General features: G+C 53.1%; 14 protein-coding genes. 2 read left to right on the forward strand and 12 right to left on the reverse strand.

Going from position 1 to position 12,946, the window contains the following annotated elements; translation table 11 throughout:
• Nucleotides 1-405 precede the first annotated feature (405 nt).
• A complete protein-coding gene (locus PUP29_RS07760) occupies nucleotides 406-1,512 on the forward strand; it encodes a Gfo/Idh/MocA family protein (protein WP_353422897.1) in 1,107 nt (368 codons plus the stop codon).
• Nucleotides 1,513-1,578: 66 nt separating this feature from the next.
• On the opposite strand, the gene PUP29_RS07765 is transcribed toward PUP29_RS07760, so the two are convergent.
• The 5 genes from PUP29_RS07765 to PUP29_RS07785 form a co-directional block, all read right to left on the reverse strand.
• Nucleotides 1,579-2,238, reverse strand: coding sequence for an HAD family hydrolase (locus tag PUP29_RS07765; RefSeq protein WP_079546412.1), 660 nt, complete (start codon nucleotides 2,236-2,238; stop codon nucleotides 1,579-1,581).
• Between the two features lie 30 nt (nucleotides 2,239-2,268).
• Entirely contained in the window at nucleotides 2,269-2,949 is a 681-nt protein-coding gene (gene deoC, locus PUP29_RS07770; RefSeq protein WP_353422898.1) for a deoxyribose-phosphate aldolase, read from the reverse strand.
• A gap of 54 nt (nucleotides 2,950-3,003) precedes the next feature.
• Nucleotides 3,004-3,777, reverse strand: coding sequence for a DeoR/GlpR family DNA-binding transcription regulator (locus tag PUP29_RS07775; RefSeq protein ID WP_353422899.1), 774 nt, complete (start codon nucleotides 3,775-3,777; stop codon nucleotides 3,004-3,006).
• Between the two features lie 127 nt (nucleotides 3,778-3,904).
• Nucleotides 3,905-4,276, reverse strand: a complete 372-nt coding sequence (locus PUP29_RS07780) for a hypothetical protein (protein WP_353422900.1) — start codon at nucleotides 4,274-4,276, stop codon at nucleotides 3,905-3,907.
• 48 nt (nucleotides 4,277-4,324) lie between these two features.
• Complete coding sequence (locus tag PUP29_RS07785) at nucleotides 4,325-4,981, reverse strand: HAD family hydrolase (RefSeq protein ID WP_353422901.1); 657 nt, start codon at nucleotides 4,979-4,981, stop codon at nucleotides 4,325-4,327.
• A 177-nt stretch (nucleotides 4,982-5,158) separates the two neighbouring features.
• On the opposite strand from PUP29_RS07785, the gene PUP29_RS07790 reads away from it, so the two are divergent.
• Nucleotides 5,159-6,019, forward strand: coding sequence for a hypothetical protein (locus PUP29_RS07790; protein ID WP_353422902.1), 861 nt, complete (start codon nucleotides 5,159-5,161; stop codon nucleotides 6,017-6,019).
• Here PUP29_RS07790 and PUP29_RS07795 read toward each other — a convergent pair.
• The 7 genes from PUP29_RS07795 to PUP29_RS07825 all read right to left on the reverse strand — a co-directional run bounded on the left by PUP29_RS07795 (nucleotide 5,992) and on the right by PUP29_RS07825 (nucleotide 12,938).
• Nucleotides 5,992-6,189: a hypothetical protein gene (locus PUP29_RS07795; protein WP_353422903.1), complete on the reverse strand. Its 198-nt coding sequence runs from the start codon at nucleotides 6,187-6,189 to the stop codon at nucleotides 5,992-5,994. The genes PUP29_RS07790 and PUP29_RS07795 overlap by 28 nt on opposite strands.
• 20 nt (nucleotides 6,190-6,209) lie before the next feature.
• The gene (locus PUP29_RS07800; protein WP_353422904.1) at nucleotides 6,210-6,884 is read right to left on the reverse strand and encodes a hypothetical protein; all 675 of its coding nucleotides are present in this window, start codon (nucleotides 6,882-6,884) and stop codon (nucleotides 6,210-6,212) included.
• Nucleotides 6,885-6,888: 4 nt separating this feature from the next.
• Entirely contained in the window at nucleotides 6,889-7,572 is a 684-nt protein-coding gene (locus tag PUP29_RS07805; protein ID WP_353422905.1) for a hypothetical protein, read from the reverse strand.
• Between the two features lie 20 nt (nucleotides 7,573-7,592).
• Nucleotides 7,593-8,282: a hypothetical protein gene (locus tag PUP29_RS07810; RefSeq protein WP_353422906.1), complete on the reverse strand. Its 690-nt coding sequence runs from the start codon at nucleotides 8,280-8,282 to the stop codon at nucleotides 7,593-7,595.
• A gap of 4 nt (nucleotides 8,283-8,286) precedes the next feature.
• Complete coding sequence (locus PUP29_RS07815; protein WP_353422907.1) at nucleotides 8,287-8,967, reverse strand: hypothetical protein; 681 nt, start codon at nucleotides 8,965-8,967, stop codon at nucleotides 8,287-8,289.
• 2 nt (nucleotides 8,968-8,969) lie between these two features.
• On the reverse strand, nucleotides 8,970-11,240 hold the full coding sequence (locus PUP29_RS07820; RefSeq protein ID WP_353422908.1) for a hypothetical protein: 2,271 nt from the start codon (nucleotides 11,238-11,240) through the stop codon (nucleotides 8,970-8,972).
• 207 nt (nucleotides 11,241-11,447) lie between these two features.
• A complete protein-coding gene (locus PUP29_RS07825) occupies nucleotides 11,448-12,938 on the reverse strand; it encodes an L-fucose/L-arabinose isomerase family protein (RefSeq protein WP_353422909.1) in 1,491 nt (496 codons plus the stop codon).
• Nucleotides 12,939-12,946 lie beyond the last annotated feature (8 nt).

The following is a 12,946-nucleotide window of genomic DNA, read 5'->3' on the forward strand; positions in this document are numbered from 1 at the left end:
AAATCTCTCATGTCTTCAATTTGTGCCCGTGCACACGGTGGTTGCTCCTATTCTTTCCAATAAAACGGCAGTTGATACCCCAGAAAACCGAGACCATATCTTTCCCTCTGCACTTTTGCATGACAGCTTGCAGAAAAGCATTCTCCTGCAACGGACTTTCTTCCTATCAACGGTTATTGAACTGACCGCCGTGTGAATCTATTGTAATCAAAAAACGTTTATTTGTCTACCCTCAATTTTTATTTCGTTCTGGCGTGCTTCTTAATCGTTTAAGTAAAGAATAGCACACACTTCCCGGGTTGTCAATATTTTTTCTTCCGGCATTTTTATTTTCCCCGTCTATTGCCTTTTGGGAAAACCGCGTGCTATGATAAAGTTAATCTTAAAAAACAGGAGTGATATCCCATGAAAAAAATCAATGTTGCTGTGATCGGTATGAATTTCGGCAAGGAATTTGTCAAGCTTTATCAGAAACACCCGAATGTCGGGAAGGTCGCGATCTGCCAGCGCAATCCGGAAGCGCTCGCGCAGACGGGTAAAGAGCTCGGCATCGACGAGTCTATGCAGTTTACGAGCTTTGACGATGTGTGCGCCTCGAAAGAGATCGACGCGATCCACATCATCACGCCCATCCTCGACCACTACAAGCAATCGCTTGCTTCCCTTGAGGCAGGCAAGCACACCGCCTGCACCGTTCCTATGGCTACTACCATCGAGGAATTAAAAAATCTGTGCGACGCGCAGAAAAAGAGCGGCAAGGTCTATATGATGATGGAGACCGCCGTCTATACGCGCGAATACCTGTATGTCAAGCATTTGGTGGAGAGCGGGCAGATGGGCCGCATCCAGCTCGTACGCGGCAGCCACATGCAGGATATGGGGCTTGAGGGCTGGCCGGAATATTGGCTGGGCTTCCCGCCTTTCTGGTATGGCACGCACGCCATTTCCCCGCTGCTCATGATCAACAAAACGGAGGCGCTCTCCGTCATCGGCCACGGCTCCGGGCATATTTCCGAAGACCTTGCGAAGCGCTACGGTTCGCCGTTCGCCTGCGAAACGCTCACGTTCCGTCTGAAGGATACGGACGTCGTTGCGGAGGCGACCCGTTCCCTGTATGAGACGGTTCGCCAGTACCGCGAGAGCTTCGACGTATATGGCACAAAGATGTCTTATGAATGGGACCAGATCGCCGAGGAGGGTTCCGTCCTCTTTGAGGGCGGCGAAAACGCGCGCCGTTTCCACGCGCCGGACACGGACGACCTGCTGATCGACGAGCTGAAGCCCTTTACGAAGCGAGAGGTGATCCTCAACAAGGAAAACGTTTCCTTTATTCAGGGCTCCGGTCACGGCGGTTCCCATCCGCACCTTGTGCAGGAGTTCGTCGCTTCCATCATTGAAGAGCGCGAACCTCTGCTGAACGCAAGAATGTCCGCCAACATCACGGCGGCAGGCATTTGCGGGCACGAATCCTGCCTGAAAGGCGGGGAGAAGATCGTCATCCCCGAATTCTAAGCTGTATGTAACATAAAAAAGAGCTTCCGCAAAAACCATGCGGAAGCTCTTTTTTTCTTGCGCCCGTTATGTGAGAAGCGCCTGCAATTCGCCAAGGCCGCGTATCACATACGCAGGGGCCAGCCGGTGCACAAGCGCTTCCGGATCCTTTGCCCAGCCGATGGGCACATCGGCGAAGCATGCGTCGCAGCCGATCGTGTTCGCGATCTCGATGTCTCGCTCCGCGTCTCCCACATAGAGCGCGCGGTCTGCGGCTACGCCGTATTTGCCGAGTATGGCGCGGCAGCGGCCCTCCTTATCCAGCGAATGCCTATCCGCGCCCGCGACTTCTGCAAAATACTCTTGCAGCTCATGAAGCTCCAATATCTTTTCCGCCAGCTCCGTAAAGGAATTCGTTACGATGCTCATCCGGTATCCCGCTTGATGCAGCACGCGAAAGGTTTCTTTTGCGTGCGGTCCAAACGGAATCTGCGCGATCAGGTCGTCTGCCGCGCCCGTTTTGTAGAACTCCGCCAGATGGTCGAACGCCCGTTCTTCCTCCGCACCCGTAATGCCGATACGGTGGAAGATATCGGCGACCGTTACGCCGAGCGCGTCTTTGACCGCCTCCATATCCACCGCTTTTCCCAGTGATTTGAAATAGCGCTGGAACGCGAGTCCGTGAAAATTCCGCGAATCGATAAAGGTACCGTCCATATCGAACATGATGTGTTCATACTTCAGCATCGCTTCTCCTGTTCATCCTTTATCCGCTTTTTACTCGAACGATTTTACGATCTCGATGGCAGACTGCGTGTTGATGCCGAAGCGCTCCACTCCCATCGCGAGCAGCTCGTCGAATTCCGCACGCGTGCGGATCCCCCCCGCTGCCTTTACCTTCACTCCTGTTCCCGCAAGGTTCTTCTTGATCCTCCGGATCCGCTCGATGTTCGCATCCCCCGGCACCCAGCCCGTGCCCGTCTTGAGAAAGTCTGCTCCGCTCTCCACAACAAGCTCGCACGCCTTGTCCGCTTCCGCCTCCGTCAGGCAGTTCAGCTCGATCAGCACCTTCGTCAGGATCGGCCGCCCCGCATTCTTCGCAAGCCCGATGATCTGCTTCAGCTCGTTCAGCACGTAATCATATTCCTTATTTTTGAAGCGCCCTACGTTCATTACGATATCCATTTCCTCGATGCCGTCCTGTATGAGCCCAACCGCTTCCAGAATCTTGGTCTGCGTCTTGTGCGCCCCCGACGGAAAGCCTACCGGGCCGCCCGCATATACCCCGTCCACATCTTTCAGCATCTCTGCAAGCTGCTTCATCCAGTTCGGCAGCACGTGCACGTTGATGAATTGATATTCCTTTGCATACCCCACGATCTCCTCGATGTCCGACATCGTGTGATGCGTCCTTACCGCGCTGATATCGATCAAATGCGCCGCTTCTTTTGCATTCATGTTCCTGTTCTCCTCCGGTATTTTAATCTTATTTGGAAAGGAAGCGATTCCTTTTCATGCATCAATAAATTCCACACCTGCGCGGGCGATTTTTTTCCGTTCATCCGCCTCCGCACTCTTTTTATCCGTCACGACCGTATCGATACGCGCCGCCGGACAGATGTTGTAGGAGCCTACCAGACCGATCTTCGTATGGTCGCAGAGCAGGACGACCTGCTCCGTATGGGCGATGACTGCCTTTTTCAACTCCGCAAGCTGTATGGTGGGAAGCGTATAGCCGCGCTCCACCGTAAGGCCCTGCACACCCAGAAACGCTCTCCTGAAGTTGAATGCGGACAGGCCGTCTATCGTCATCTGTGAGGTCATGCTTTCATCAAATGTTCTCAGCACTCCGCCGGGCACGATGACCTGAAAGCCCGGATTTTCCAGAAAGCAGTTCCCGATATTCATGGCGGCAGTAATGACCGTGACATCTTTCAGGTCCGTACGCCGGGCAAGCGCGGACGCGAACGCATAGGCAGAGGAGCCTCCGCCGATATAGAGCAGCTCTCCCGGACCCACCAGCTGCGCGGCCCGTACGCCCACCGCCTCTTTTTCCTTGGGATGGCGCACTTTCCGTTCCGGGAACGGGTCGTCTCCGACCTGTGCGGAAACGCCGCCGTGGAAAGACACGATCTTCCGTTCCTCCTCCAGCTTTTTGAGGTCCCGCCGTACGGTGGACTGCGAGATGCGGAGCGCCTCGCTGATATTCTGTATCGTAGTCAGGCTGCGCCCCTTGATATATTCATAGATCTCGCTTTGCCGAAGCTCTCTTAATTCTCCGTTCATACATCCCACTCTTTCCTGCGCCTGTATATCGTTCCGTTTTCATCATATCGTTTTAAAAATAAAATGTCAATAATTTGAAAATATATTTTCACTTTTAGATATTAAAAAAGGGGCCGCGGCCCCCGCTTTAACCATCTGTGACGCGAAACAACTGAGTGAGCTCTCCGCTTTCCGCATGATATTCGAACACATCGCCCGTTTCAAGATCGAACGCGAACGTTCCCATGATGACCTCCTGCCCGTCTTCGCTCTTTGCCAGCGCCTCCGCCACGGTATAGGTGCGCTGCCCGACCACTTCCACTTCTCCCACCCTGATGGCGTCCGGAACGTTGTTTTTATGTTCCATTTCATAATCCATCAGGCGTTCCGCATAAAGCTGCGTATCCTGCGGAACTTGTGCATCCGCCGGTGTACCGCCCTCTGCGGGCTGCACGCAGCCTGCCGCTGCAAGCGCGATGATCGCTATGCACACGATCGCGATCCATATTTTTCTTTCCATGTTTCATTCTCCCTGCACTTTAGTTTTCCCCAAATGCCCGGAATCCACTCAGCCGTTTTTGACGATGTCAAGCAATTCCTCCGGTCTGTCTATGATATAGTCGGCCCCCGCGGATTCGAGGACGTCTCTGTCCCGAAAACCCCACGTTACGCCCACACACTTTGTTCTTGCGTTTTTTGCGGTCAGAACGTCCACCTCAGAATCCCCTACATAGAGCGTTTTTTCAGGTGCTCCGGAAAGTTCCCGCATTGCCGCGAGGACACCGTCGGGCGATGGCTTCCGGCGCACTGTCCCGCTCTCGCCTACCGCGCTTTCCACAAGCCCTTCAAAATGATCCGCACTCAGGAGCTTGACCGCTTGGTCGAATTTGTTCGACACGATCGCCGTCCGCACTCCCATTTCTTTCAGAGAGCGGAGCAGCGGCAATATGCCTTCATAGGGGCAGGTCTTATCCTGCAGATGCTGTGCATAATATGCCTTAAATTCGTTTAAAACACGCTCCTCTGCCTGCTTTTCCGTATTTTCCGGCAAAGCGGAAGAGATGAGGAACCGGACGCCGTTTCCGAGAAAGCTTCTGACCTCCCGCGCACTGCGCGTGGGAAAGCCATTCTTTTCAAGCACAGCGTTCAGGCTGTCCGTAAGGTCCGCAAGCGTATCGAGCAATGTGCCGTCCATATCAAAGATCACCGTAGCATACACCATCATATATAACCGTTTCCTTTCCGTCCTAAACACCGCCCGGGAAGGGCGTTTCCATGCAGAATTCGTGAATAATTTGTAAAATCCATTCCCTATTGTAACACAAAATTTTCGTATCTGTTATAATGCATACGAAGAGAATGTGCGGTTTTCCGCGTTTTATTGAATAGATTAGGAGTAGCTATGAAGAAATTGGTTGCACTGGCCGCCGTTTTGTTCGCCGCAGCGGCCTGCATGACTGCCTGTGCAGTATCAATATCTGATATGGGAAAAATAGAGATCGTGAGCACGCCTGAGCCGGCTGAAACGGCTGCGGGAACGGCTGTGGAGGAGGGTATGGAAGCAGCTTCCCCGGCAGAGGAGCCCGCCGCAGAGGAAGCCGCCTCTCCCTCGCTTGACCAGCAGCAGATGCAGGAGCTCGTGGAGGAGGGCATCGTTCCCGAGGCCGCAGTAAAGCAGGAGGACGGCGATGCGGTTTACGACGAACAGGAAGTAGGCCGCGCCCTACAGGAATATGCAGACCGGATCTCTTGCAGCCCTACCATGATCAGCGGCAATAACATGATCATAGAAGTCCGGAACGGAAATGATGTGACGATCCCGATGGTGACGGTCCACGTCAATTATCCGGACGGCGAAAAGACATACGACTTTTACCAGTTTGCTCCGGGTGGAACTATCATCGTTCCTGTGGAAAAGGATGACGGCGATTTGCCGCCTGCCGTAACGGCAAGCGTTTCCGTCACTATGAACGCAAATTCGCGTACCGATATCTCGGACAGTCTTGCTGTTGAGGAAAGTGTGACGGATACGTCCTATACGCTTACCATCACGAATCATTCCAGCTTTGCCTGTCAGAATATTAGTGTGACCGCGCTGTTTTCCGACGATTCGGGAATCATCTGTGCGCAGACCGCTTCGTCAGACGAGACTGTTCTTTCCGGAAAAAGCACACAGCTGACGTTCACACTGCCCGAAAAGCTGACGGAAAAAGGCGTTACGTTCACAAAAGCGTCCTATTGCATCAATGAGGCGGTGGGCTGACGGGAGCAAACGGAAAGGCGGCATGAAAGTATGCCGCCTTGTTCTTTTTTTGCCGGTTTATACCGGAAATAAGACTCGTCCGTGTCCTTCATTCCCAATGATGCGTCCCCGCACCCCACGAGCGCCATGCACAGCGCCACTACTGTCACTGCCGCTAAAATCTTTTTCATCTTCAGTTTCCCACATCGATTTAAAGCGTTTCGCTGCCAATCCCTATGTGCGTTATCACGCCGTCTTTCACAGTAAAGCTAATCTCCCAAATAGATTCAAAATACTCTTCTTGGTTGGCGAACACATATCCGCCATGCAGTCCATTTTCATGGATATAATCGCAATATCCAGCGCCGCTTAATAATTCGCCATCTTTTAGTTCATATCGTTGTATTATAAAATATTGCTCTTCATCTTCATAGTCACGAATCCTATACTCCACCTGCGCGGGAGAAAGATCAAAAATATTTTGATCGCCTGCATCTTCCGAAAACAGAAGAAACGCGATGTCCGGATAGGCCTCTATCACTTCTTCCATCGTACTCCCGATGCCGATCCCCCGCTTCGTCGTAATATCCCGCCCCCGGAAATCGTATTCTTTTCCCGTGTAATATTCTCCAAAATACTCTGAATAAGGCTTGTTAAAAGTAATCCCTATATCCATTCCGTCTCCCATCTCTTCCGGCATGAGGATGGCTTTGCCATCCTCATATACCCCAAACTCGTCCATATCCTCCAATACATGCAGGCTTGGATCCGTAACATAGAATTTTTCCTTATCGTTTTTTGAAAGAAAGATTCCTCCGCACCCCACGAACGCCATGCACAGCGCCACTACTGTCACTGCCGCTAAAATCCTTTTCCTTAAATTCATTCTATTAATCATCCAAATCATCCCATATTCCTATATTCGTTATTATTCCATCTTCCACCATAAAGCTAATCCGCAAAGCAGAATCGAAATATTCCTCCATGTGATTCACCACATAGTTTCCGCTTAATCCATTGTCATAGACATAGGCAAGAAAGCCAGCCGTACTCAATAGCTCTCCATCTCTTGTCTCATGCCGCTCTATTCTAAAATATTGTTCTTCCGTTTCATATTCCCGTATCCTGTATTCCGCCTGCGCTGCGGAAATATCGCAGATATAGGGAAGCTCCCCGTTTTCTCGTTGGAGTCCGATTGCAATATCCGGGTAGGCTTCTATCACTTCTTCCATCGTGCTCCCAATGCCGATCCCCCGCTTCGTCGTAATATCCCGCCCCCGGAAGTCATATTCTTTTCCTGTGTAATATTCTCCAAAATACTCTGAATAAGGCTTGTTAAAAGTAATCCCCCTGTCCATTCCGTCTCCCATTTCTTCCGGCATGAGGATGGCTTTGCCATCCTCATATACCCCAAACTCGTCTATATCCTCTAAGACATGCAGGCTCGGATCTACGATAAAATTACTTCTTTCACCATTTCCTACAAGCATCGCTCCGATGCCGGAGAGTGCCCCGCACCCCACGAGCGCCATGCACAGCGCCACTACTGTTACTGCCGCTAAAATCTTTTTCATCTTCAGTTCCCCACATCGATTTAAAGCGTTTCGCTGCCAATCTCTATGTGCGTTATCACGCCGTCTTCCACAGTAAAGCTAATCGTCCAAATAGATTTAAAATACTCTTCTTGGTTGGCGAACACATATCCGCCATGCAGTCCATTTTCATGGATATAATCGCAATATCCCGCGCTGCTCAATAATTCGCCATCTTTTGTTTTAAACCGTACTGTTTTAAAATATTGCTCTTTATCTTCATGGTCACGAATCCTATACTCCACCTGCGCGGGAGAAAGATCAAAAATATTTTGATCGCCTGTATCTTCCGAAAACAGAAGAAACGCGATATCCGGATAGGCCTCTATCACTTCCTCCATCGTACTCCCGATGCCGATCCCCCGCTTTGTCGTAATATCCCGCCCACGGAAATCGTATTCTTTTCCCGTGTAATATTCTCCAAAATACTCTGAATAAGGCTTGTTAAAAGTAATCCCTATATCCATTCCGTCTCCCATCTCTTCCGGCATGAGGATGGCTTTGCCATCCTCATATACCCCAAACTCGTCCATATCCTCCAATACATGCAGGCTTGGATCCGTAACATAGTAGTCCCGGTCTCCGTTGCCGGTAAATACTGATGCAATGCCGGAGAGTGCCCCGCACCCCACGAGCGCCATGCAAAGCACCCCTACTGTCACTGCCGCTAAAATCTTTTTCCTTAAATTCATTCTATTAATTATTCAGCTCATCCCATATTCCTATGTGCGTTATCACGCCGTCTTTCACAGTAAAGCTAATCTCCCAAATAGATTCAAAATACTCTTCTTGGTTGGCGAACACATATCCGCCATGCAGTCCATTTTCATGGATATAATCGCAATATCCAGCGCTGCTCAATAATTCGCCATCTTTTAGTTCATGTCGTTGTATTATAAAATATTGCTCTTCATCTTCATAGTCACGAATCCTATACTCCACCTGCGCGGGAGAAAGATCAAAAATATATGGCGTTCCTCCTCCATCTGGCCTGAGGCTGAACGCGATATCCGGGTAGGCTTCTATCACTTCCTCCATCGTACTCCCGATGCCGATCCCCCGCTTTGTCGTAATATCCCGCCCCCGGAAGTCATATTCTTTTCCTAAATAATTATAATCTTCACTATAGCGACCAGAGTGAGGTTCGTCGAATAAAAATCCACCTCCTCCCATCTCTTCCGGCATGAGGATGGCTTTGCCATCCTCATATACCCCAAACTCGTCCATATCCTCCAATACATGCAGGCTTGGATCCGTAACATAGTAGTCTCGGTCTCCGTTGCCGGTAAATACTGATGCAATGCCGGAGAGTGCCCCGCATCCCACGAGCGCCATGCACAGCGCCACTACTGTCACTGCCGCTAAAATTCTTTTCATCTTCAGTTTCCTCCTCTGTACCACGGTGAATTCAGGCTGACGTCAATGTACGGCCTGCCGTCATCCGTACGCCCCCGCCCGGATGTTTTGATCTGCTCCGCCTCCGTCATCATATAACCAAGCGGGCTCCAGAACGCTCCCTTGGCTTTCTCCGCGTTCTGCGCACGGATCCCATCTTCCATTGCCCGGAGATAAGACTCGTCCGTGTCTCCATTCCCAATGATGCGCCCCCGCACCACGACGTCGCCCGCGTTCAGCTTGTCCACAATCGCGCGCGCCTCCTCTTCATTTTTCGCGTAGCCCTCCTGCACCATCAATTTGGGCATGTCCTCCGGGTGCATCGCCGCATATTGCCAGAACTTCGCGTCCTCCTGCCCATAGCTGAACAGCTTGTGCCCGTCCTTGTCCTCCAGCGTCAGCTCCACGTTGAAGCGGTCGCTGCTCGACTCTACCCATTCGTCTCGGTCATTTTTTTCATAGATGCCGAACTCACCGCCCAGCAGGCCGCCGTAGCTGCCTCCCCAGCCGCGCAGTTGGTGTTCGGCAGATGATTTTCCATTTTCAGCTGGCACCTCATAATCCACCGTGCCCGAATTCAGGTCAAAGCCCAATATGTTCTCCGCCACGTCGTCCATCACCGGCGCATATCCGCCCTCTCGGTGGGCAATTCCATTGCCTGTCGAATGCCAGACGCCGTCCTCGTCCACGCGGATGTCAAAAAATGCGTTTATGCCCTGTGAAATATCCCGCAGCTGCTCCGGTGAAAGCTCGCCGTCAAACTCCGTGTCTTTCAGCGCCTCCTGCACGATCCTTTCCGCTGCTTTCTGGCTGGCCGCGTCCGTCAATGGCCCGCCGAGCGCTCCCATTACGCTCGCGACATTCGCGGCTGTTCCCAGCCCGCCGAGCACTTGCCCGCGCTTCTCCTCATCATTCATGATTTCCGTCATTGTGTTTTCAATTTTGGTTACTACCTCCTGCGCCCCCGGCGACAAATCTTCCCGGCCCGGGCCGCCCTCCACCCACGGCGCGAGAACCGCCTCCTGTTCTTCCGGCGCCATGCTGTTCCATGCGTCCTCGGTGAGGCCCGCGCTCATCAGTCCTGCCAAAACGCCGTCCGGCGCCAGCTTCTTAAGATCGTCATACGAATCGAATACCTCCGGCAATTCTGTCCATACACCGGAAGCGGAAACCGTCTGAACAGCCGGATTTGCCTGCCGCAAGCCGGACGTCTGGAAATTCGTCTTGTTCAGACCGTTCGCCTGCTCCTCATTCACATCTGCCATCAGAAGCTCCGCGCCTGCCCTGCCGGTTGTCGGCTGGTTTGCCGCCTCCCGCTCTCCTGCGATCCATGCCTCCCGTTGCTTTGCCCCCTCTATCCTGCCGGCCGCGCTTAACCGCCCGCGCCAGTCGAGCCCGTTCCATACGTCCTCCGGGATTTCCTCCGGCCGCCTGACGATCGCCGGGCCGCTCCATACCGCATCCGCCGTTTCTCTTCCGGCTCCTCCCTGCGGCTTCTCCGTTATAAGCTCCATCGTCCGCGACGGCCGCTGCCCGTTCCATACATCCCGCTGTTTATTTCTCCCGTTGATCGTATTATACCCTATTTCTTCTTCCTTTTCCCGTTCTTTTTTCCGCCTCTCCAATTCCTCCTGTATATACACCATTCTATCATACTGCTCGCTCCCGTTCAGCTTATCCCATCCGCGCGTTCCCTCCACGCGGCTTCGGAAGTCTCCTCCCTCCGGCAGCCCGAACAGGTCCTCATAGTTCCGGTTGTACCGCTTCTTCCTCCCAAAGCCCTCTGCTACGCCCAGCCGCTGTTCCCGCAGCTCCTTTTGCGTCTCCTCCAGCGCACGGCTGAATGCTGCGTCCGTTTCCTTTCTGTCCGCTTCCCGCTGCTTTCGTTTCTTTTCATAGTAATCCGCCGCCGTCTCCCCCGGCTCCAGCTTCACCTGCTTCCACAGCTCTGCGCCTCCTCCCGGCCCTGCCGTGTTCACCCACGTCGGAGCAACGTCCGCTCTAATCCGTTTTCCCTGCGGCAAAACTCCTTCCGCAGCAACGTCCGTTTGATTTTTCGCCGTTCCGGCCGTGCTTTTCCACGGTTCGGCCGTCTTTTTTTCCACCCCCGCATATCCGTTCCCCGTTCCGGCCTGCTCCGCTCTTCTCCTTTGCGCCGCTTTCCTCCGCTGCTCCCGCGCCTCTTTTTCCCGCTGTTCTCTTTCCCTCCTCTCCTTCTGCTCCTCATACCAATTCCTTTTCTTCGCCTTTTTCATCCTGTTTGCTCCTTTCCTTTTTTCTGCATAACAAAAGAGACCGAATGCTTCCGGTCTCTTTTGGCAGTGTTCCCCCACTGCTTCCACATTACTATTCTATCACAAAAACGCTACCATTCCCATGACGTCTATACGACAGTTCCCCGACAACCTTTTTTCCCCTTACAAAAAAGGCCCTGCAATGCAGGGCCTTTTGCAAGCTTTTTCTTATTCCGCAAACGGGTTTTCCGTCGGATACAGCATGCCTTTCGGCTGATTGAACATGATGTCTTTCACGCCGAGATAGCGGAAAATGCTGTGGAGCGCCTTGCCGACGTGGCCGAACGCGACCGCGCCATGATGCGGATAGTTCTTTTCGATCAACACATGGCGGTAGAAGCGTCCCATCTCCGGAATGGCGAAAATGCCAATGCCGCCAAACGAACGCGTCGCCACCGGAAGCACCTCGCCCTGCGCGATATAGCTGTGCAGCGTACCGTCCGCCGCACTCTGCAAACGGAAGAACGTGATCTGCCCTGCGGCGATGTCGCCCTCGAGCGTGCCGCGCGTGAAGTCCGGCTCGCCGCCGTTTTCAAGCAGGCGGTTCTGGATCAGCTGATATTTTACAGCCGCGCCCTTTGCAAGCTTGCAGAACGGCGTGTTGCCGCAGTGGAAGCCCATAAACGTATCCTTGAGCGTGTAATCATACTTGCCCTTGATGTCCTCTTCATAAAGGTCGCGCGGAACGGAGTTGTTGATGTCGAGCAGCGTCACCGCGTCGCCCGTGATGCACGCGCCGATATATTCGGAAAGCGCGCCGTAGATGTCCACCTCGCACGCCACCGGGATGCCCCTTGAAGCAAGACGGCTGTTTACATAGCAAGGCTCGAAGCCGAATTCCGACGGGAATGCCGGCCAGCATTTGTCTGCAAACGCGACATATTTGCGCGCGCCCTTGTTCTGCTCCGCCCAGTCGAGCAGCGTAAGCTCAAACTGCGCCATGCGGGGCAGCAGGTCTGGATATTGGTTCCCCTCCATGCCAAGCTCGTTCGCCATATCCGCCACAACGTCCGCGATGCGCGGGTCGTCTTTATGCGCGCGGTAGGCCACCAGCAGGTCGAGCTCGGAATTTTCCTGCACCTCTACGCCGAGGTCATACAGCGGCTTGATGGGCGCGTTGCAGGCGAAGAAGTCCTGCGGGCGCGGCCCGAACGTGATGATCTTAAGGTTGGAAAGACCGATCAGCACACGCGCCACCGGAATGAAGTCCGCGATCATATCCGCGACCTCCTCCGCCGTGCCGACCGGATATTCCGGGATATATGCCTTTAAGTTGCGCAGGCCGAGGTTATACGAGCAGTTGAGCATGCCGCAATATGCGTCGCCGCGTCCGTTGATCAGGTCTTTGCCTGTTTCCTCAGCTGCCGCCGCATACATCACCGGGCCGTCGAAATATTTTGCGATCAGCGTTTCCGGCGTTTCCGGGCCGAAGTTTCCGAGGAACACGAGCAGCGCGTTGCAGCCTGCCGCCTTCACTTCCTCTACGGCCTTCAGCATGTCGGTTTCGTTTTCCACCGTTGTCTTCGCTTCAAAAAGGTCGATACCTTTCTTTCCGCACGCCTCTTTTACCGCGGCGCGGCGGCGTTCGGACAGCGAGATCACGAAGCAGTCGCGGCTCACCGCGATCACGCCTAATTTTACTTCAGGAATGTTGTTCATAACTTTGA

This window comes from Christensenella massiliensis (assembly GCF_040409835.1).
GTDB lineage: Bacteria > Bacillota > Clostridia > Christensenellales > Christensenellaceae > Christensenella > Christensenella massiliensis.